Origin of the sequence: Natranaerobius thermophilus JW/NM-WN-LF (assembly GCF_000020005.1) — a bacterium.
Taxonomy (GTDB): domain Bacteria; phylum Bacillota; class Natranaerobiia; order Natranaerobiales; family Natranaerobiaceae; genus Natranaerobius; species Natranaerobius thermophilus.
The window spans coordinates 867,487-888,227 of sequence record NC_010718.1 but is presented as its reverse complement, the minus strand read 5'-3'; the positions used below and the strand labels follow the sequence as shown (position 1 = coordinate 888,227).

The 20,741-nt window shown below is 35.6% G+C and carries 12 protein-coding genes; 7 read left to right on the top strand and 5 right to left on the bottom strand.

The window, feature by feature from the left end:
- Positions 1–68 precede the first annotated feature (68 nt).
- Both NTHER_RS04325 and NTHER_RS04320 read right to left on the bottom strand, forming a co-directional pair.
- On the bottom strand, positions 69–3,554 hold the full coding sequence (locus tag NTHER_RS04325) for a UvrD-helicase domain-containing protein (protein WP_012447304.1): 3,486 nt from the start codon (positions 3,552–3,554) through the stop codon (positions 69–71).
- A 4-nt stretch (positions 3,555–3,558) separates the two neighbouring features.
- Positions 3,559–6,705, bottom strand: coding sequence for a PD-(D/E)XK nuclease family protein (locus NTHER_RS04320; protein ID WP_012447303.1), 3,147 nt, complete (start codon positions 6,703–6,705; stop codon positions 3,559–3,561).
- A 314-nt stretch (positions 6,706–7,019) separates the two neighbouring features.
- On the opposite strand from NTHER_RS04320, the gene NTHER_RS04315 reads away from it, so the two are divergent.
- From NTHER_RS04315 to NTHER_RS04300, 4 genes are all read left to right on the top strand, one after another.
- Positions 7,020–8,729, top strand: a complete 1,710-nt coding sequence (locus NTHER_RS04315) for a [Fe-Fe] hydrogenase large subunit C-terminal domain-containing protein (protein ID WP_012447302.1) — start codon at positions 7,020–7,022, stop codon at positions 8,727–8,729.
- Positions 8,730–9,899: a SpoIIE family protein phosphatase gene (locus NTHER_RS04310; protein ID WP_012447301.1), complete on the top strand. Its 1,170-nt coding sequence runs from the start codon at positions 8,730–8,732 to the stop codon at positions 9,897–9,899.
- 21 nt (positions 9,900–9,920) lie between these two features.
- Positions 9,921–10,154: a (2Fe-2S) ferredoxin domain-containing protein gene (locus NTHER_RS04305; protein WP_012447300.1), complete on the top strand. Its 234-nt coding sequence runs from the start codon at positions 9,921–9,923 to the stop codon at positions 10,152–10,154.
- 121 nt (positions 10,155–10,275) lie between these two features.
- On the top strand, positions 10,276–11,724 hold the full coding sequence (locus NTHER_RS04300; RefSeq protein ID WP_012447299.1) for a 4Fe-4S dicluster domain-containing protein: 1,449 nt from the start codon (positions 10,276–10,278) through the stop codon (positions 11,722–11,724).
- Positions 11,725–11,809: 85 nt separating this feature from the next.
- Here the strand turns inward: NTHER_RS04300 and NTHER_RS15095 are convergent, their stop codons facing one another.
- Positions 11,810–13,240, bottom strand: a complete 1,431-nt coding sequence (locus NTHER_RS15095; RefSeq protein WP_012447298.1) for an FMN-binding protein — start codon at positions 13,238–13,240, stop codon at positions 11,810–11,812.
- 173 nt (positions 13,241–13,413) lie between these two features.
- Positions 13,414–17,838, bottom strand: a complete 4,425-nt coding sequence (locus tag NTHER_RS04290) for an AAA domain-containing protein (protein ID WP_012447297.1) — start codon at positions 17,836–17,838, stop codon at positions 13,414–13,416.
- A gap of 327 nt (positions 17,839–18,165) precedes the next feature.
- On the opposite strand from NTHER_RS04290, the gene NTHER_RS04285 reads away from it, so the two are divergent.
- On the top strand, positions 18,166–18,402 hold the full coding sequence (locus NTHER_RS04285) for a hypothetical protein (protein WP_041366899.1): 237 nt from the start codon (positions 18,166–18,168) through the stop codon (positions 18,400–18,402).
- A gap of 94 nt (positions 18,403–18,496) precedes the next feature.
- Here NTHER_RS04285 and NTHER_RS04280 read toward each other — a convergent pair whose 3' ends face one another.
- The gene (locus NTHER_RS04280; RefSeq protein WP_012447295.1) at positions 18,497–19,471 is read right to left on the bottom strand and encodes an MBL fold metallo-hydrolase; all 975 of its coding nucleotides are present in this window, start codon (positions 19,469–19,471) and stop codon (positions 18,497–18,499) included.
- 430 nt (positions 19,472–19,901) lie between these two features.
- On the opposite strand from NTHER_RS04280, the gene NTHER_RS04275 reads away from it, so the two are divergent.
- Together NTHER_RS04275 and yedF are read left to right on the top strand one after the other, a co-directional pair.
- A complete protein-coding gene (locus NTHER_RS04275) occupies positions 19,902–20,366 on the top strand; it encodes a C-GCAxxG-C-C family protein (RefSeq protein ID WP_012447294.1) in 465 nt (154 codons plus the stop codon).
- Between the two features lie 17 nt (positions 20,367–20,383).
- On the top strand, positions 20,384–20,728 hold the full coding sequence (gene yedF / locus NTHER_RS04270) for a sulfurtransferase-like selenium metabolism protein YedF (RefSeq protein ID WP_012447293.1): 345 nt from the start codon (positions 20,384–20,386) through the stop codon (positions 20,726–20,728).
- The last annotated feature ends 13 nt before the right edge of the window (positions 20,729–20,741 follow it).

Below are 20,741 nucleotides of genomic sequence, written 5' to 3'. Positions count from 1 at the left end.
TTCTATAAAAGCGGCCTCAACCAATTAAAAACTTAGCTGAAGTTGAGGCCAATAACGATGTTAATACATTAATACCATGCCAAATCTCCAGTTCTCGCAATATAAATAGCTGAAGCTTGAACTGTTTCTCGAGTCAGTTTTTCAAAGACTTGTTGATAGGCTGAGAGTTGCGGTGAATACTGGTTTTTGAGCTGGTCAATTGCATGGTTTTTCTGCTGTTCATTACTCGCTTCTATTAGATCCGTTTTATAATCTACAATCACCCATTCAGAATCTCGAACCGAATCAGGATCTTTAAAGACCAGGTCAATAGTGCCCGAAAAAACAATGGAGACATGATCTAAATTTTCATTTTCTTTAATACTATCCTTAATTTTAATACTATCCTTAATATTGTTCGAAATGAATTCATGAAGAGATTCCTGGGGCTCTGTTTTTAAATGAAACGGTACTTCTGTCAGTACTTGATCTGATCGGGAAATCTTATCCCACAGCTGTGAAGCTTTAAATTTATAAATCAGTTCTTGGATTAGAGCTTCTTTTTTACCATCAGGGTCTTCCTCTCTGTATTCTTGTAGTAATCCAGTTATGGTGATTTTATCTTGATAACAATCTTTGATGAGTAATTCAAAGGCCCTATGAACGATATTACCAAGTACAGCCCCTTTAAGCTCACCCCTGTCACTTTTTTCCGGGTCAATTTCCTCTGTTAATTCATCTTCTCTAGATTGAATGATAGATTCTATTGATATCTGAAAAAAATCGGATGAACTTGTTTTTGACTCGGAAGCTGTTTTTTCTAATGAACTGGGAGTATGCAGTAGATAACTGGGTTTTTCATGAGGTTCTATCCACTTGTATTTTTGTTCTCTGATTTTTTGCAGCTGTTCAGTGAGCTCCTCTCCATTGACTTGTTCTTGATTATCCCCCAGTAATACCCCATCAAACTGCTGATCATTATCATTAACTTCCAGCTCTAATTCCAAAACCTCTTCAGGACTGTTATCTAATAACGAACACCAGGGGTTATATTTTCTAACCTTTGATTCTTCCGAATCACTGATAACTAACAGTTCTTCAGCCCGTGTAGCTGCTACATACAATAATCTGTTTTCTTCAGATTCCAGGTATTTCAGTTCTTCTTCTCGATATTTTTCCCAATCACTGGGAATACCAATTTCCTTCCTTCGAAAATTTCTAACTTCAGAGAAAGTAAAATATCCTGTAGGAGTTGTACCAGCAGTCCTCTTTATATGTTTAGTTACAAATTTTTCCGGGTTAACTTTTTTAACAGGATTGGCCAAAAATACTACAGGGGCCTGCAGTCCTTTAGCTTTATGAAGGTTCATTAACTGAACCGCATTTTGCTTCTGGGAAAATATATCAAGTTCTTCTTCAGGATTGATTGTCAAAACATCCTCAATTTTTTCTACCATGGAAACAAAATCTGTCTCTCCTTCTATTTCTGTTTGTTTTACAATTTCTAATAACTGATATAGATAACCGCTTCTGCTTTCTTCCATCTCACCACATGTAAAGGTATAAGGGAATAAGCCCAGTTCTGATACTAGTTTTTCTAGACATATTGAGGGAGAATATTTATTTTTCCAGGACAAATATTTTTTCAATCTGTCTAAGGCCTGGGCTACTTTTTGTGTCGATTTATTATCTGTTTCGGGTAGTGAAGAATAAATATTGAAGCTACCACCATTTTCTTTGAATTGATACAAAGTATCGTCATCCAGTCCAAAAAACAGCCCCCGCAATACTGCAATTAAATATACTTGATTATCAGGTTCTTTGAGACATAACAGTAGTTTATACAACTCTTGTAATTCAAAGCAATCCCCCATGGAACTGCCCCCGGTCATAGCCACAGGGATGCCCTCATTTTCCAGGGCTCTAGCGTATTTATCCATCCCCTCTTTATAGCGAAGGATTATCATGAAATCCGAAGCCTGATACCCGCCTGAAGAATTCAATAATCTTCTAATACTTTGAGCTATTTGTCGGGCATCAGCTTCCATGACCTCTTCTTTTTTGCTAAGTCCTTGAGGTACAGATAGCTTCCGCACCCCTAGCCGTTTTGATAATAAACCGGCTAAATCACTTTGTTCACCAATCACTTCTTCGTCCCTTTTAATAGTTTCTAGGGGCGCATGTTTAGCCTGATATTTATCAGATTCCTCAGGGAGTAGTTCTTGAAATACCGGATTTAACCATTCACCTAAGCTATTGACTGATCTGAAATTGGCGGTAAGCTCTAAAATTTCTCCTCCTCTATCGACAATTAAATCCTTCACCAGATTATAGGTATCTATATCTGCCCTTCTAAAACGATAAATAGACTGCTTGGGATCACCAACCACAAATAAAGATCCCGGCCTGGGTGACAGGTTATACCAGGTTTTTTCCTGTACTTCCTCACCTGTTAGATAAAACAGTAGTTCCGACTGAATTGGATCGGTATCTTGAAACTCATCCACCAAAATAGTGCGATATTTACGCTGAAAGTACTGTCTAACCTCGGGATAGTCCCTTAACATATTGCGAGCTCTAAGTAGTAGATCATTAAAGTTCATGTATGACAGTTCTTCCCTTTTATGTTCATAAAATTCCACTGCGGGAATTAGAAACCTCATGATATGGTAATGACAGTATCTGCGCCATTCTTCCATGATAGGTTGGATAATTTCTTCTGCCAGTCTATTGGCTTCATCTCTTAGTTCATAGGCAATATCTTTTTCTGGCCACCTGTTTAGGGTGATTTTTGGTTTTTCAAACTGGCTGAGTAGTTCCACTATCCGCTCGTCCCTGTTCATGTCAAAATAGCTCAAATACCGTTTTGCTTTTAAAGTGGCCCTTTGAAGTCCGTCATATCCCTTAGGAGGTTCTTTATCGGGTAGATTGGCCTTTGCTTTGTCAATTAATTCTTTAAGTTCCTGTAAAGCCAATTCTAAATCAGGTCTATCCACTTCCTTATGAAAAAATTCTACATCGGGATAATGGGCCAATTCCTTAAAACTAGCCTTTAAATTCTGAGGTGATACACCAATCTTATCCAGGTTGATCAGAAGATCTTCCCTATTTAGCCGTACATATAATAAATATTCTTCAAAAACTTCTTCTTCCATAATAGCAGATTCCAGTTCATCTAACTCCTGAAATTCCGGGTCAAGACCCGCTTCTACAGGCCTTTCCCTCAAAAGATTGGCAGCGAAAGAATGGATTGTACCCAAAAAAGTGCCCTCAATATTTCGGAGAGCGATTTCGATATTGTCTTTTACTTCTGGACTATAATCCTTTTGATACTCTTCTTCTAAACGATTCTGAAACCGCTCTCGAAGTTCTGCTGCCGCCTTTCTAGTAAAGGTGATGGCCACAATCTCATCCACCCGGTACCTTCCTGAAACCACCTGGGCTACCATTCTATCCACCAGGCTCCTGGTTTTCCCGGAACCAGCCCCGGCTTCAACCAAAATATTTTGGTCTAAATCTTCTATTATCCTATCCCGTTGGTTCTGATCAGGAGGATTTTTTGTTTTATTAGTCATGTTTTTACTCAAATTTTCTCACCTGCCTAAAGAGGTCTAATTCTGGGCAGTAATCAAACATTTCAGTTATCGAATCGTCAAGGGACTTTCGATCACAAATGACTTGATAATCACAGATATTACAATCACTTGTATCATCAGTCATGACAAATTTACCCTGTGACAACAAGTCCAACAGTTTATCCACTAGTTCTAAAATCTGTTCCCTGTCATTGTCCTCATAATATCGTATATATCTAACCCCTTCCCCCTTAACTGTGGGGAAAAGATAACCTGCTCCTGTGACTTTTATATTGTTATGGGGATAGTTTTCCTGAAGAATCTGCTCCAAGGCCAGAGCATATAAAGCGTGCTGCAGCTGTCTTCCCCCTTTATAATATTCACTTTCCGAATATCCGTAAGTGCTCCCGGTTTTGTAATCATAAGCAAGATAATTGCCATCTTGATCCAGGTCTACACGGTCAATTTTACCCGAAAGGTATAACCGTTTTCCAGAGGGAAGCTCAACAGGAACCATATCCTGATGTTCTTGTTCATCTCCACTCCGGCCGAAATAGAGCTCAAAGTATATTGGCCTAGAAGACTCGAAATACTCTTGTTCACTGCGCAAAAATACCAGGGCAGAATTCAACAGATCATCCTTTTCGTATTGATACACCAAATCACTAGGAGGTGGCAATTCTTCTAGCTGTTGATCAATTAGTTCTTCTGCCATTTCTGTTAAATATTCACTGTGTTTGTGTTCCTGTGGTTTTTCCTGGTTCAGGGTCAGTTCTCGGTAAAATTGTTCAAAAATAGTGTGGAGCAATGAACCTCTAGTCAAAGAATCCAACCATTTCCCAGGGTCAAACTCTATATCTTCAGGAGGTTCAATCCCCAAAACTTGGTTAAGGAAGTATCCATAAGGACATCTCCCCAATAATTCTAGGCGAGTCGGAGAAATAGGTTTAGCCCTTTCCCTGGGATCAATGGCCGTCCTGTCAGCTGATACATTGCCGTCATATACTGTAAATTCTGGAGATAGTCTGTTCTGAAAAGCTTCTACCCCTTTCTGTAAATCAGGATAACAGTAGACAATATGATTTAGCTGTAAATGTTGCCCATTCTCCACATATTCCACATAATTTGCTAACCACCAATCAATTTCATCCATAACTTCTGATTGTCGTTTCGGTATCATCCCTTCAGGAGGCATCAAGTAGTTTTGAAGTGTAGTGTAATCAGCATCACTGTCACCTGATATCTGTCTATAGACCTGTAATAGCAAAGAGGACGGAAACTTCTCTTTGTGTTCCGTAGTATCAAAGGACGAATAGCTGATTACCATCTGTCCTTTTTCCTTATGCACGTTATGCACGTTTTCCCTATGTCCATTTTCCCTATGTCTATTTTCCGTATGTCCATTTTCCATATGTCCAGTCATATCAGCAATACCCTTAAGCATGTCAAGTACGAGCTGATAATTTTCTTTTGGCCTATCCTGTCCCAAAGGCAACCAATCGGATATTTGTTTTCTCTCTTCATCCAGTAAGATAGGGTCTTCCTGTCGATTCCCCGGAAACCTGTCAGCATCAAAACCAATTAGATACACATTATCTCTGAGCATCCACCAACCATTTTGATAATGATCCACATGAATATGACCTGCTTGAGGCAGTTCCTGGCCAACCCTTATATTTTCGATACTCTCCTTTAACCGCTCAATAGCCTGGTCAATTTCTAGATAACTCTTTGATATTTGAGAGATTAGCTCCAGTTCATCCCTGATCCTTTGCTGGGCTTCTTTATCAAACTGGGAAGTCACCTGGCCAAACTCGTCTATGAATCTGGCAATGCAACCAGAAAGGCTTGCCAGACTGATAATTTCAGGATCTTGCTCATCAGTTTGATAATCCAAGCAAGTAAAGATGTCATTAATGATCCGATATAGTGCTCGATATTCTCCAAGGAGCCTCTGATGACGGCTATGATCATTGTCGTCTATAGCATTGTCATCTAATTCTTCTAGATTCTCCAATTCCGAAATGACTTTTTCCAACCTATGAAAATATCTATTCCTTGACCAACCGATAGAGGCTTCCCGAAGCAATTTTCTAATTTTATATCCTGAAAGTGTCCCTTCGCCTATATAGAGAAGGTTTTCATCTAAAATCTTGTTTAAATCCGTTACCCGATAACCGCTATTTATCCATTCCAGTAGTAAAAACAACAGTTTTCCCGGTTTGGTATTTTGAATCATGATACCTTCGCCAAAGGTTACCGGAATCTGATATTTCTCGCTCAGTTTATAGATTAACTCACTATAAGGGGAAGAGCTAGAATATAAAATAATGGTCCGATCAAAGGGAAGACACCCATCTCGAATCCAAGAAAATACCTGTTTCACTTCTACACTTTCACCAGAAGCACTAAACAGGTCTATCTGTTCTTTAGTATTAAAAGTGATTTTTCTTTTCCACGTGTCTATTTGGTCATCCCCTTCATGTGCATCATTGAGTGCGTCAGTGAGTTCATCGATTATATGTAGCGAATCATCAGGTAAGCTGTCTACTAACTGCCTTTCCAAATAAGTTAAATCATGGAGGTAAGCATCTGAAACCAGGTATTTGACAGATTCCCCGGAAGTGATTTCCCCTTCTTTTAATGTGATTGCTTTGTTAAAAAGATCTCCCTCATCCAACCAATTCATGCCTTGTAAATAATTCTGATAATGTTTATATATAGTCATTAAATCTTTTTCTTTTTGAGGGTTTACAAATGGAGATTTTTCAGAGGGTTTGCTGTTAACACCGGCCATTTTCAACTCATGGATTGCATTATGAATTGCTTTAATAATGCCATTGGAGGGTTTAAGGTGGCTAAAATAAGATAGCTTGTTATTATTGATTAAATCTTCCATAATATTAAACACGACCTGTCTGGATTCAGAACTAGCTATAAGCTGCAGATCGTGGTCCTTGAGATAATCTTCGATTTTATTTCTAGCTAAGTCTAATGGTGTAATAATTCTAACATTAAATAAATAATAACCTTCTAAAGCCATTTTCTTAAGTAACATTTCACCCTTTGCATAGGAGGGCATGATTAAAACTTTTTTATTCAAGGGATATTCCTTACAGATTGAATCAAGACTGTCTATGAAAGATTTCACTTATAGTTCCTCCTTTGGTCCTTCCTATGATCCTTTAGGAAAAATAATTATGCATTAATTTCTTAATTTGGTCCACAAAAGCTAAACATAAAACCGTCCAAAAATAAATCGTCAATTATTATATTCTTGTTAAGGGTGAAATTTCCTTTTTGGAAATTTCATGGCTTAATCATTTTTAAGTAAAGTTGATATTTCAAAAAGTTATCAACATTCAACTACAATACAACCTAAATCAAAATATATGGTTGGATTTAGAAATAAAATGAGTTATAATATAATAAGCATGTGAATCAAGTAACAAAGGAGTGAAAAAAATGAAATTTATCAGTTTTTCAGAAGAAGATTGCGTAAATTGCTATAGATGTATCAGAGCATGTAATACTAAAGCTATATCTGTTTTTGGAGATCCCCGGGAAAACGATGAAAAGCTTTGTATATCTTGTGGAGAGTGTTATGTTGCTTGTGAACGAAATGGTTTGACTATAAAGGATAAAGTTAAAGAAGTTAAGGATGCTTTATCTTCCAATAAAAAAGTAATAGCCAGTTTAGCACCTTCCTTTCCTGGTGCATTTTCTATAAAAGAAGGTGGAAAAATTGTTACTGCTTTAAAAGAATTAGGATTCTATGCAGTAGAAGAAACAGCAGTTGGAGCTGATGTTGTAATAAATGCTTATGAAAACTTCACTAATGATGCAAAGCAAAAAAATTTGATTTCAACAAGTTGTCCTTCTACAGTCTATTTAGTCGAAAAATACTATCCTGAGTTAGTAAATTATCTAATACCTGTAGTGTCACCTATGATTGCCCATGGAAAAATGATTCGTGAAAAATATGGTGAAGATGCATATATAGTTTTTATAGGGCCTTGTATTGCTAAAAAAGTAGAAGCTCACGAAAGTCAATATAATGGAATAATTAATTCTGTGCTCACTTTTGTTGAATTACAAAAATGGTTTAAAGATAATAATTTAGATCTCAAAAACCAATCACCAGAGCCTTTTGATGAAAAAGCTAATGATAAGGGAAAGTTAATACCTTGCAATATCAAGTTATCTAATGAAAAAAATGAAAACTATGAAAAGATAGTTGTCACTGGGGTAGAGCGTTCTAAGGAAATTTTAAATAGTTTAAAGAAAGGTGAGCTCAGCGGTATATTTTTAGAAATCTTATCTTGTCCTGGAGGATGTATAGATGGCACAGGTATGCTTAAAGAGGCACCAAGCTATTATGTTAGAAAAAAGTATGTTAAAGATTATATTGCTAAAAAGTGTAGTGATGATGTCAAAATAGAAAATAAGTTTGCACAAAAAATTGATATCGAAAGACATGTATCTTCAAAAAAAGTTAAAAAATATCGCCACCCTAAAGAACAAATTGACGAAGTCTTAAATAGTATAGGTAAAAATAAAAAAGAAGATGAGCTAAATTGTAATGCTTGTGGTTATGTTACATGTAGAGAATTTGCAGAGTCAATTTTAAGAAAAAACGCCCATGTTAACATGTGTCATCCTTTTATGCGGTCAAAAGCAGAAAGCTTGAAAAATGTGATTTTTGATCATAGTCCCAATGCAATATTTATGGTTGATTTTAATTTGGTAGTAAGAGAATTCAATCCTTCTTCGGAACAAATATTTAACATAGAAGCTAATAAAATAAAAGGCAAGAGAATTGGTGAGATAATTGAAGAAGACACATTTAAAAAAGTTTTAGAAACCAAAACTAATCTTATAGGAAAAAAAGTCGAGTATTCTAATTATGGTGTTATATTAATAGCTAATATTATATACCTCAAAGAAGAAAAAGTATTAATGGCTATCATGACTGATGTAACTTCAGCAGAAAAAAATAAAGAGGAGTTAGTAAGAGTTAAAAAAAACACCATTGATGTCGCTCAAAGTGTTATAGATAAGCAAATGAGGGTTGCACAAGAAATTGCTAGTCTTTTAGGAGAAACTACAGCAGAAACTAAAGTTGCATTAACGGATTTAAAAGATATTGTCATTGAGGAACGGAGGGATGATTAATTGGGCTTTTTTATAGATTATGCTTATGATTTCATAAATAAGAAAAATGAAGAGCTCTGTGGAGATAATATAGAAGTTATAGAAACAGAAGAAAATATTATCATCATTTTATCTGATGGACTTGGTAGTGGTGTAAAGGCTAATATCCTGGCAACAATGACAACGAAAATAGCCGGGACAATGTTAAAGGGCGGAGCAACAGTATATGAAACCGTAGAAACCATAGCAAGTACATTACCGGTTTGTAATGTTCGTAAATTAGCCTACTCTACTTTTGCAATATTAAAGATATCTAAAAATGGAAAAGTTCATATTGTAGAGTATGATAACCCTCCTGTTTTTTTTATTAGAAATGGTGGTCTCGTTAAACTAAACAAAAAAGAACAAATAATACATGGAAAAAAAATATTAGAAAGTAAAGCCCAACTGATAAAGGGTGATAGTTTAATTCTTGTCAGTGATGGTGTTATACATGCAGGAGTGGGAGAAGTACTCACTTTAGGTTGGAAGTGGGAAAATGTAGCCAAATATTTAATTAAACAATCAAAAATCGAAGAATGTGCTAAAGTGATTTCTAGAAGAGTTGTTGACACATCTAATTTTTTCTTTAACCAAAGACCAGGAGATGACATATCAGTTGCCGTTGTAAAAGCCCGAGAAACTGAAGTTTTGCAAGTTTTTTCTGGTCCACCTAAAAACAAAAAAGATGATCCCATATTAGTACAAAAAATTTTACAATCAAAAGGCAAAAAGATCGTTTGTGGTGGAACCGCAGCAAATATAGTAAGTAGAGAAACTGGTAAAGATATAAAAGTTGATATTCAGACTGGCACAAATGAAGTGCCGCCTGTTGCTAAAATGGAAGGTTTGGATCTAGTAACTGAAGGTGTTCTTACACTCACAAAAGTTCTTAAGAACATAGATGAGTACTTAGTTAATACACACTTAAAAGAATCTTCTCAGCCTTTTAAGTCTAAAGATGGTGCAACCCGTTTAACAAAAATGTTTATTAAGGATTGCACTCATATAAACTTTTATGTTGGACAGGCTATCAACCCTGCCCATCAAAATCCAGACTTACCAAATCTAGGTATTAAAACTCAGGTTATTAAAAGCATTGCAGAAAGATTAGAAAATATGGGTAAGCAAGTTACTATAGAATATTATTAAATTTTAAGGAGGGAAGTTAATATGATAATCAATGTTTGTGTTGGAAGTGCATGTCATTTAAAAGGGGCCTATGATGTTATCAATAGTATCGAAAAAAAACTAGAAGAAAAAAACCTAACAGACAAAGTAGAACTTAAGGCTGCTTTTTGCTTAGGAGAATGTACCAAAGCTGTTTCCGTAAAAGTTGATGATGGCCCTGTCCATTCTTTAGCTTTAGAAGATGTTGAAGATTTTATCGAAAAAGAAATCCTTTAAAGTATAGAGTATTTAAGTTGAATGTTGATAACTGTAAAGTTTCAATTTTACTTATACCCTAAAGTATACAAAAAAAGTCATCTATAAGCCAAAAAAATATATCTTGAGGAGGTAGTGGCAAGTGAGAAAATTTGAAAATAAAATTCAAGAATCGAAATATGAAGTTTTAAGAGAAGTATCTAAAGCAGCGTTTGAAGGAACATTAGATAAAGAATTAATTCATATCCCTAAAAGAATTGATCTAGAACCTAAAATAAGATGTTGTATCCATAAGGAAAGAGTTGTAACTTATGAAAGAATAAAAGTGGCTCTCGGAGGAAATAAAGAAAATAATAATATCATAGAAGTGATAGATGAGGCTTGTGATGAATGTTTTGATACACGGTATGTTATTACAGAAGCTTGTAGAGGATGCTTGGCTAATCACTGTGTTTCTTACTGTCCTGTAGGGGCCATTGAATTTGTTCAACATAAAGCAAAAATAGATGGTCAAAAATGCATAGAATGTGGAAAATGTAAAGATGCATGTCCATACAATGCAATAGTAGATGTGATGAGACCATGTAAAAAGGCATGTGGAGTAAATGCAATAAATATTGAAGTAAATAAAAAAGCTACTATTGATAATGACAAGTGTATACAATGCGGAGCTTGTGTGTATCAATGTCCTTTTGGCGCAATAATGGATAAATCATATATAACTGAAGTAATTGAATTGCTAAAAAATGCAGATGAAAACAATAAAGTTTATGCAATTATTGCTCCTGCCATAGCTAGTCAGTTTACATACGCAAGTATTGGACAAGTAATAACAGGTATCAAAAAATTAGGTTTCCATGATGTAATTGAAGTAGCTTTAGGAGCCGATATGGTGGCGGTTAAAGAGACACACGAATATGCTCAAACTATAGAAAACAAAAAAACTATCACTAGTTCTTGCTGTCCGTCTTTTGTCCAGTACATTCTTAATGAATATCCTGAGTTAAAAGACAATATTTCAAGTATGATTTCTCCTATGATTGCCATTTCTAAATTAATTAAAGATTTGGATCCTAAGAGCAAAGTAGTATTTATAGGCCCTTGTACCGCCAAAAAAATGGAGATACAACAAAAAGATCTTCAAGGAATAACAGACTATGCATTGACATTCGAAGAGCTAGCAGCAATGATTGATTCAAAAGGTCTTGAGTTACAAGATCAAGAAGAAAGTTTGTTAGATAACGCTTCTTATTATGGTAGGATATTTGCCCGTACAGGTGGAATTTCTCAAGCTATTGAAAATATCATTAAGGAAGAAAAGCTTGATGTGCCATTTGATCCAGTAAGTTGTGATGGCATCATTGAGTGTGATAAGGTTTTGAAAAAACTTAAACATAACCGTTGTGACAATACATTTATTGAAGGAATGGCTTGTAAAAATGGTTGTATCGGCGGAGCTACTTCTTTAAGTCATGGGCCTAAGAACAAAAAAGAAGTAGATAAATATGCAAAGTTAGCTTTAGAGCCTGACTCTAATTCATCATTAAGAGTTTTTGATATAGAGTCCATAGATTTTCATCGAGAATTTTAATCTACTATAGTAATTTAATTAAACACCATGCAAAAAAGCCCGTGCTATATGCACGGGCTTTTGCTATCAATAAATTTTTAAATGATTACTGCTGAGTCTGTGGCCTAGTTCTTAGAGGACTATAATCCTCCGGCACTTCGCCACCTACTTCTCTGAATCTGTATACTCCTCGGTTTAGACCATCTACAATGGCGGAAACTTCCTTCTGAGAATAAATAGTCGCTCCTGAAAAGCTATCTACATCGTCCACAAAGTCACCGGGCTCATATAAGTCTGCCACAGCTTCTCGTACATCTTTACCTTCTAAATGTTCTACTGCCTGCTTGTGCTGATCTCTGATTCCTTTGTAAGTTTCATCAATATCTTCGTCTAAATAATCTACACCATCATAATACATGTATCTATGTCCTATTTCAGTTATTTCGTTATCTTCTAAAGTAAACTGTAAAACTACATGAATGTCTCCTCTATCGGCAAAAATACCTCGATATGTTCCATCTTCAAAATCTGCATCTTCAGAAATAGGGCTATAATCCTCCGGTACCTCGCCACCTACTTCTCTGAATCTATATACTCCTCGGTTCAAGCCATCTACAATGGCGGAAACTTCCTTCTGGGAATAAATAGTCGCTCCTGAAAAGCTATCTACATCATCCACAAAGTTACCGGGCTCATATAAGTCTGATACAGCTTCTCGTACATCTTTACCTTCTAAATGTTCTACTGCCTGCTTGTGCTGATCTCTGATTCCTTTGTAAGTTTCATCAATATCTTCATCTAAATAGTCTATACCATCGTAATACATGTGCCTATGGCTAATTTCAGTTATTTTATTATCTTCTAAGGTAAACTGTAAGCCAACATGAATGTCTCCTCTATCGGCAAAAATACCTCGATATGTTCCATCTTCAAAATCTGCATCTTCAGAAATAGGGCTATAATCCTCCGGCACTTCGCCACCTACTTCTCTGAATCTATATACTCCTCGGTTCAAGCCATCTACAATGGCGGAAACTTCCTTCTGAGAATAAATAGTCGCTCCTGAAAAGCTATCTACATCGTCCACAAAGTCACCGGGCTCATATAAGTCTGCCACAGCTTCTCGTACATCTTTACCTTCTAAATGTTCTACTGCCTGCTTATGCTGATCTCTGATTCCTTTGTAAGTTTCATCAATATCTTCATCTAAATAGTCTATACCATCGTAATACATGTGCCTATGGCTAATTTCAGTTATTTTGTTGTCTTCTAAGGTAAACTGTAAGCCAACATGAATGTCTCCTCTATCGGCGAATATACCTCGATATGTGCCGTCTTCAAAGTCCGCGTCTTCCATGAATTCATCTAATTCTTCTTCATCAACAGTTTCATCTTGATCCTTTTCTTTCTCATCCTTTTCTTCTTCTGCAACCTCATCATCTTCTTTTGCTACGTCCTCTTCTGTTTCACAGCCTGCTACAAAAAGTCCTCCCATAATTAGCATCAATGATAGCAAAAGAATACTAAATCTTTTCATAGTTCGTCCCCCCCCTAAATCTTTTTTTGTGATTGATATCATATGTACAAGCATATCATAAAAACTTTTTATTGGTCAATAAATTCCAGATATTAGGGGTTTAGAAATTTTTGCTGTCATTTTCTTTTACTCCATTCCTCTTATTTTTCTTTCAATTTCAACCTATCAACCTACTAATAATGTGGATAAATTCCCATCTCCTCAAGGACCGAAGCTAAATCGTTAATTTCTTTTTCAGGGGCTCTATAATAAGCACTACCTCTAATTCTAAAGAATTTCCAGCCAAGTCGTTCTAATTGAATTTGACGATTCCAGTCATATTCCCAGTTTTCTATCCCATGATATGCATCTCCGTCACACTCAACTGCTAATTTACTGCCGTCCATGCCCAACACCACTAAATCGATTCTTTTAGTGCCCACCTGATACTGTGGTTCTACTGTATATCCAAGTCTTAATAAGTCTTTTAACACATCTTTTTCAAATTTTGAATCACATAACTCTTCCAATTCAGCAGACTCTTTTTGCAATCTATGGGGAGACTTGAAGTAATGAATTAGTTTGTATCTAACATCTTGTGGATTCAAATTATCAGTATCAATGGAATGAAAAAGCCACACTTGATCTTTAGCCCTACTCATGGCAACATTGAATCGCTTGAAATCGTCTTCTTTGTTTAGCACTGCAGGTCTATGTTCTCCTTTTGCTTCTACCATTGAAAGGAAAATAACATCTCGTTCATCACCTTGAAAGTAATAAGCATCACCGGCATGCAGTTTTCTTCTTTTCATTTCTTCAGGTCCCAGTTCTTCCATGAGCATTTTTTCAATTAAGTTTGCCTGTTCATCTCCTAGTAAAGAGATAACACCCATAGTTTTATCAGCGTATTCTTCTCGCTCACAGCATTGGATGATAGTTTCTACAATTTTCTTAGCTTCAGGTTCATTGCTTTTCGAGTTCACCATTCTATAACCATTTTCAATAGGTACTCTGACAATTGAAGACCATTCTTGTCCCACACTGCCCATCTTCTCTCTTAAGGGTAGTATTTCTCCCTGATACATCAAGTCATTGCTAAACTGAATTATTTCAGGTAGACAGCGGAAATGTTCTTTGAGCATAATCACACCAGGAAATACTTGTTTGGATAAATCGTACAGGCTGTATTTAGGTTCAAATAAATCCCCGTGTTCCACATCACTCAAATAGGTTTTCATAATCCTATGGACTGCTTGTAGATTCTGCCCTACCCCTTGTGGGCTAATTTGTTTATCATCACCCACAACCAATAACTGATTTCCGCGGAAAAAAGATAGTAAACCAAAAATATCTACCTGGCTACTCTCGTCTACAATAACTAGATCAAATTTATCGCTCCAAGCCGGAAAGTTTTCAATCACTTTGTTAAAAGGCATTACCCACACCGGTACGGCACCTTTAGCTTTATCCATTTTTTCTCTAGCCTGTTTTCGATAATAACCTGCGTACTTTCCAGTTCCCTTTCCTATCCTTTTCATAGTTTGTTGCCAAGCTATTAAATTTTTCCGATTCCCTTCTGTTACATTCTTCGAAAGATTAAGCCATGTTGAAGTAGAAACTACTTGTTCTAGGATTTTTTTCTCTTTATGCCTCAACTCATCTACTTGTTTACTCAATTTAATGGGGTCTTCTGATAATACCTCGGACAACCAAGTATCTGCCTTTCGCCACTCCCAAGCTTGTTTAATATTACTAGGAGGAGAAAGGGGGCCCCCATCCCCTCCCTGTCGCTCTAAGTCTTTTGCTAAAGTAGGTGATGTTTTTTTGACTTTATCTAATAACTGCTTAAACTCCTGATAATCATCTTCTAGGTTTTTTAAGCGAATAATTTCTTCAATAGTATTATCCCACAGTTCATAATTACGATGACGCATTCCCGAAGCTAACTGTTCCCATAGATAATAAAACTTGTGGTTGTTCTCTAAGTTTTCATTGATGAGTTCAGTTATCTTATCCAGTTGTTTACGCACATCTCTCAATTTAATGTTGTTAATAGTTGACTTTAAATTTTCGATCAAAGTTTCTAGCTTTTCTATATCTACATCTTCTAAGATCACAGGTATATTGTTTTCCTTCATTTTTTCCTTTAAAGGTTTCCAAGTTGTCTCATTCCAATAAATTACTGTTTCAATAACTTTCAGCTGATCATCTATTTTTTCAATCAATCTGGGATCATCTTCATTGAACTCCGGTCCATTAATGGCGACTACTTGTTTATCCCAACGCTTTAGCAATTTGCTTGCGGTTAACCCTTTTTCAAGCTCTGCTTTGAGTATCTGAATATCTTGTAAAGTTTTAGGAGCTAGCCCGTCTATTGTACAGTTTTGTTGTAGATATCTTACATCAGAATTTAAAACCTTTTGCAATAACCCGATTTTCTCTTTTTTCTGCAAATCTGTTTCAAGTTCCATGACTGTTTCCAGTAATTTTCCTACATTACTTTCATATGGTATATCAATTTCATATTCTGCAGTCCTTTCTCTCAGTTCGTATAATTTATTAACATACTCTCGACCGCCTTCTATTAAATCTATCCACTGTTGTCTTCGTATACCCTCACTTTTGCCATCTTGAAAAATAGTATTTAACCAGTCGCTATCTATTCTGATTTTTAAATCTGAAGTTACCTTTTCCAGTTCAGCCATTAAGTCTGATACGGTCTCCACATCCAAATCTTCAGGAATTTCAAACCACTTATCAGTTGAACTGTCACTGGCTTCATTTTTCAATTCAACTGCTTGTTCACCTAACTGTTCACCTGCTTGTTCATCTGACATCTCATTTGATAGTTTATCCAGTTTATTATGTAACTCTTTTAAACTTTGACTTTTAGGAAGAAACGCGATATCGGGAATTTCTTCCTGGAGCTTTTCTCTATCTTCATGTATTAACTCGCCTATCAATTCATACAAACGGTTTAGTTCAAGTTTATCTAAAGGAAACTCTGCATCTTGAGGAATTTCATCTTTGATCCAGCCAAGCTCCTCTTCGGTTTCCGTCAGCCAAGAACTAAGTTGAGGAAGTGTGAATTCTTGGCCATTTATTGTATAAGTAGAAGTTTCAAATTCTGAGATCTGTTTCATCTTATTTTGTAAGCTAGCCCTTTTTTCTCTAATGGATTTTAAAGTGTTCTTTAGTTTCTTGAGTTTGTTCTCTTCCCTTGAAATGTCCAATGACCCCATAGTTTCGGAAATACTTCTCACTGCCTCTTCCAGTTCCAGCTTAGAATTACTCTCATCTGTGAACACATTGACACATAGTGGTTGAATATTTTTAGGAATCATCTCCCTTAAAACACGCAGAGGTCGTTCGGATTTTGCTGTAACCAGGACTCGCTTTCCATGGGCTAGCATATGAGAAACCAAATTTGCTATTGTATGGCTCTTTCCGGTCCCAGGTGGTCCCTGAACTGTAACCCCGGTATTTTCAGAAAGCCGTTTTACTATTTGGTTTTGTTCCTCATTAGAAGCCAGTGGAAACATCAGTTCTTCGGAAGCAATATTCATAGTTGCAGTTGATGTAGTGTTTTGATCTTTATCAAAGATGCTCTGGATTGTTTGGGGAAGTTCTTTTCCTTGTTGCAAACCTTCTAAGATATCATCTAGATCTTGTCTATACCCTACCCGTTTTTTCCTGAGAATTAACACAGGTTCATAAGTGATCATCGGATCTTTATCCGAAGTTAATTTTTTACTGTCGAATTGTATCCTGCCATTAGGACTCAATAAATTGACCAGTTTTTCACATAGCTCTTCCATAGCTGTCTTTTCCCAAGGATTTAACTGCATTTTATTAACTTCGTCCTTAAGCTTTGACAGATCTCTGATTTGTGAGTTTTTAATACTATTCAAAAATTCAAGCTCTAATGAAGTGTTTTCCACATCTTGAGATATAATTTCAATTTGACCATTCTTTTCATCGAAATTGAGAATGGCATTAGTAGTTACAACCGGATGGCGTATTTTTTTACCTTCGTCCTTCCAATATAGAATCCCATGACCCCAAACCAGTTCGAGCTCATCTTGTTGTCTCTCTAAATTTTGGCTGAGTAAAAACATTTCTTGATATAGCTGATGTACTCTCTGCTTATGTAAAGCTTGTTCACGCCACTCTTCCCAGTGTTGATACCAATCTCTAAAGTCCTCAACACGTTTAAGGTCATCTGTAAACTCTTCTGTAGGAGAAGTTTTATGTTTTAGTACACTTATTTCCTCAGACGGATCTTTCCAATCCCCCTCTATCCATGACTCGATACTGGCAGGAGGTTCCTTAGGATCAGAAATACTCTGCTTTTGAATTATCAGTTTTTCACCTTCAGAAGTTGATTCAAAAGAACAACCCGGAGCACTGGGCAATTCATCATACCAGTAAATAGTGTCATAACTGGCAACATCATATATTTGTTTTCGTGTTAAAGAATAATATGCTTTTAGATATTCAAATAGATTAATAATTTTTTTATAGCTACTTTTTTTGCTTATATCAGTGACTTCTTCGGAAGTCTTGTCATTAATCTCATATTCCTGAACATGTTCTTGAGTGCCTTGTTCTGTGTTCATAATTTATACCTCCATTACAGGCTTTCAATTAATTATTTTCCATTATGTAATATAATATGATTTTGAAAGGTTTTTGAAAAATATTCTCTTATTTTCTTATTATTTCCAATGAGTGATCTTTGACATGTAATTTTCACTAAAACGCATAAATTTTATACAGTGAAAAAGTTTCGACAAACCTCCTTATTTTTCCTTGGAAATGTGATAAAAACCCGAGCGGTTGTTGTTAGTATTATATAATGATAGAATAATACCATATTAAAGAATAAAATAATAATCAACAATCACAAACCATGATAATCACAAATAACGATGGGAGATGAGGATTTGGGTAAAAGTATGCGTTTTTCAAAATTTCATTATTTCATTTTAGGTGTAGGAATTTTGGCAATTCTAACTTCAAGCTACGGTATTATTAGCACTTTAGTTGCAGGAACTTACTCTTTTGGAGAATACGATTATGGGATACTGATAGGTGTGTTGCTAATCTTATATTATTTTAAAGGTGATAACACAAATTCCCGTAAGTCACCTCCTGGAGAAGAAAATTCACAAAGAAAATAATAGCCATAACCAAAAACTGGTTGTGGCTATAGTCTCATTTTTATTTCCATAGCTGTTAACTCCTCAAATGATTAGCTACCTAAATTCATTATCATTAATTAAGGTGGTAATGGATAATACTTTCAGTCACTTTTTTCCCTATAGTGCCCTTATCTTCCATATACTTTAAGTGAGCAAGGGCCTCTTCTGTTGCAAACCATTTCTGTACAAGGGGAAAATCTTCCCATGAATTACATTTTATCTCCCAACTCATAAGTGAAGCCAATTGATATGCAGTTAGCTTTTTATTATCATGTAGTATTTCTTCAATCTCCTTTTCCCTCATCTGATGATGAAGTTTAAGTTGATCTACTCTTTTACTCAAATCATAAAATAGGCTTCGATGAGCTGGTAAGACTAACTCTACTTCTAAATCCCGGACTTTATCTAGACTATTAATGTAATCCTTTAAAGGGTTACCATTGGGATCTATAGAGGCTGATATATTTGGGGTGATATTCCACAAGACGTGATCACCCGAAAAAAGGATCTTTTTATCATCATCGTAGAGACAAATATTTCCAGGAGTATGACCTGGTGTTTCAATACACTTTAGTTGGTAGTCACCGACTTCTATCACTTCATCTTCTTGTATAAAAGTAAATTCTTTTGATATCTCAGGGGTATATTTGTAACCCGGGTGTTTTTTTACGGCTTCTTCAAGTAGATCTTTTGGAAAGCCGTTCTTAGAAGCTAGTTGCTGATTTTTGTTCCAGAAGTTATTATCACCAAGTATCTTGGCATCCAAAGGGTTGAAATAGATGTTTGAATCCTCGAATGCAAGATTAAAAGCAAGCCCTATGTGATCGGCATGCAAATGTGTTATTAAAAGGTCGGTTTTTGTCATATCCACCTTTAAAGTATCAAGAGCTGTGGTAAGTGCTTTGCTACACTCCTGTCTATTCATTCCTGTATCGATGAGTAGGTTCCTCTCTTGACCTTTGATTAAGTAAGAATTGATTGCTTTTAATGGGTTACGTGGCAATGGTACTTCAATTCTATAAATATCTTTCAAAATTTCTTCTGGCATCAATTACCCTCCTATTTCAATAGTCTGATATGTCTTAATATCACTTCTACAATTCGTCCAAAAATCCTACGAATTTCGCATTACTAAACCAAAAATATTCATGGTCACTTGTAGATATATAGCCGAATTTCTCAGACAAGGTTTTTAGCATTGAATTCCCCCTCAACACCCTAGCCAAAGATTAATAATAATTTTAGTATTTAATGGTATATAATCAAATAATTTCTAAATTCTACATATACAGGATAAATCCTACACCCCAATAAAATTTATTAATAGATAAAGATTAGAGTGTCCTTATAAAACCTGTATAGATTATTTTTATACATTGTATTAGTTGTATTAATAAAAACAATTTGTTAGCGTTTATAAGGCCCGATATAATTAAATAGAAACCTTTTAGCATTAGCATTAAATTGGAGGTGATTGGTTGGAATTAGATTTCAAGAAGCTTAACCGTGAAGACATGCAAACCAAAGCTAGAGAGCAAGCGGAGAAACTCTATCGAAACGGGGATTATTTGTGTTCAGAAGCTGTTCTGTTGACAATTAATGATTTACTCGATAAACCATTTCAAAAGGATATAGTAAAATTAGCATCCGGTTTTCCAGTAGGATTTGGCGGTTCAGGTTGTTCTTGTGGTGCTGTTTCTGGTGGAGTCATGGCACTTGGCCTAGCATTTGGTAGGTCTAATCCTGGTGAAAATAATGAGACTGTCATGAAAGCATCAAAAGAATTACATGACTGGTTTATTCAAGAAAACGACAGTAATTGCTGCAGAGTGCTTATCAAGGATTTTGAGTTTGGTAGTGAAGATCATTTAAAACAATGTATATATTTCACCGGTCAAGTTGCTGAAAAAACGATAGAGCTTATTTTTAAATATCACCAATAATAAGGGTGGTGTAATATATGACGGATAATTATGTTATTTTAATCACTTCTGATAGTTTTGGAAAAGGCGATAAAACTTTAGGTAAAAAATTAATGGATAGTTATCTTTATACACTGACAGAAGCAGATCAACTACCTACACATATATTATTTCTAAATTCAGGTGTAAATCTCGTGACAAATGACTCTAATTCCTTAGACAATTTAAAAGCTTTAGAAGATAAAAGAGTTACGTTAATGGCTTGTGGAATATGTGTAGAATACTTTTCCCTTGAAGAAAAAGTTGCAGTTGGAAATATTGGGAATATGTATTCAAATATGGAACTTATGAGCGAAGCTGATAAAGTGATAACGATTTGCTAATCTTGGAGGAATT

Excerpts from the sequence above, each read along its gene's own strand:
- NTHER_RS04325 (WP_012447304.1), bottom strand. The coding sequence starts at position 3,554 with ATGACTAATAAAACAAAAAATCCTCCTGATCAGAACCAACGGGATAGG.
- NTHER_RS04315 (WP_012447302.1), top strand. The coding sequence starts at position 7,020 with ATGAAATTTATCAGTTTTTCAGAAGAAGATTGCGTAAATTGCTATAGA.
- NTHER_RS04305 (WP_012447300.1), top strand. The coding sequence starts at position 9,921 with ATGATAATCAATGTTTGTGTTGGAAGTGCATGTCATTTAAAAGGGGCC.
- NTHER_RS15095 (WP_012447298.1), bottom strand. The coding sequence starts at position 13,240 with ATGAAAAGATTTAGTATTCTTTTGCTATCATTGATGCTAATTATGGGA.
- NTHER_RS04290 (WP_012447297.1), bottom strand. The coding sequence starts at position 17,838 with ATGAACACAGAACAAGGCACTCAAGAACATGTTCAGGAATATGAGATT.
- NTHER_RS04280 (WP_012447295.1), bottom strand. The coding sequence starts at position 19,471 with ATGCCAGAAGAAATTTTGAAAGATATTTATAGAATTGAAGTACCATTG.
- yedF (WP_012447293.1), top strand. The coding sequence starts at position 20,384 with ATGACGGATAATTATGTTATTTTAATCACTTCTGATAGTTTTGGAAAA.